Source organism: Polaromonas sp. P1_G2 (assembly GCF_056405515.1).
Genome location: NZ_JBFUBY010000504.1, coordinates 1 through 1,295, shown reverse-complemented (window position 1 = coordinate 1,295; position 1,295 = coordinate 1). Strand labels below are relative to the sequence as shown.

Sequence of the window (1,295 nt, the reverse complement as noted above, 5' to 3'; positions counted from 1 at the left end):
GGATTCCGGTAGGTTTTGTCGCTGTGCGACGCCGCCGCGAACGCAGGCAACTGCTCGGCCCGCGCCGAGRACTCACGCAAGGCCGGGTAGTCCGCCGCGTTGACCACCTCGGGCAGCATGGCCTGCGTGAAGTGCCAGGTGATGCCCGCGGTGACACCGTCCTGCCCCATGGTGTCGCTCGCCACGGCCAGAGGTTTGCGCTGCAGCTGCGCTTCAAGCTCGCCATAGGCCGCCAGCAGCTGGCCGGTCACACGMGACACCCAGGGCTGGTGCAGYTTTTCAGCGGGACGCAGGTGGCGCTCATAGACGATCTGCACGCTTYTTTCGCAGGCGGCCAGGGCCAGGCCGATCACGCGCAAGGCCTGTTGGCGCTCGGCCAGGGTGGCGGGCATCAGGCTTCTGCCGGCCGGCGCCTGGGCCGCCAGTGCTTCGGCGTAATCGATGATCAGGGTGGAGTCCATCAACACCGTGCCGTCGTCGCAGACCAGCGAGGGGGCTTTGACCACCGGGTTGATGCTGCGGAATTTCTCAAAGGTGCTGAACACCGAGAGTGATTGGTGCTCGAAGCGCAGGTCTAGCAGTTGCAGGGAGATGGCTACGCGGCGGACGTAGGGGGAGTCGAGCATTCCGATCAGTTTCATTTGGGGTCCTTTTGAGGTGCCGTGCCTCGGGCGGGTGGGGGCTCATCGTATCAAGGGTTAGGGATGTTGGTTGGGGCCTGCGCCGGCGGGGCGCTGCCTCTGTGCTCTTTGCTGAGGGTTGCTGGCCGGGGTCGCCCGGCGGCGACTCACTTTTCTTTGCTTCGCCAAAGAAAAGTAAGCAAAAGAAAGGCGACCCTGGTTGCTGCGTCCCTCCGCTTCGCTACGGGCAACCTGCGGTGCTCGGTTCAGGCGGGGTCTCGCTAAACTCGCCTTCGGCTCARACAACGCGATCCCTGATCCGCCTGAACCTCCGCTCCTCGGCGCATCCACAAGGGTAGGGGAGGAATACCAAATCCAAATACCGAAAACCACAAGGACTCGCCTAGGCGAGTCCTTGTTTTTCTTGGTTTGATTCTTTGTATGTTGTCTCCGCTCCCGATCCCGATTGCCCCGTCCTGGCTGGGCCGAGGAGCGCAGAGACAAGCGGATCAGGGCCGGCGTTGTCTGAGGTTCTATATTTGTTGTCAAACAGTTTTCGGCAGCAGCTTGGCCGGATCCCAGGGCTGACCCGTCTTCCAGACGGCAAACGCCACCCGCAACAGCTTTCGCCCGAGGATGACGAATGCCTCCGTTGTGGCAAAGCCCTTGGCACGC

At 62.7% G+C, this 1,295-nt stretch carries 1 protein-coding gene; it reads right to left on the bottom strand.

The genetic code is table 11. The features are described from left to right. Positions 1 to 641: glutathione S-transferase (locus AC1D0P_RS25710; RefSeq protein WP_477679315.1), on the bottom strand; the 641-nt coding region annotated here is incomplete at its 3' end. Positions 642 to 1,295: the final 654 nt, after the last annotated feature.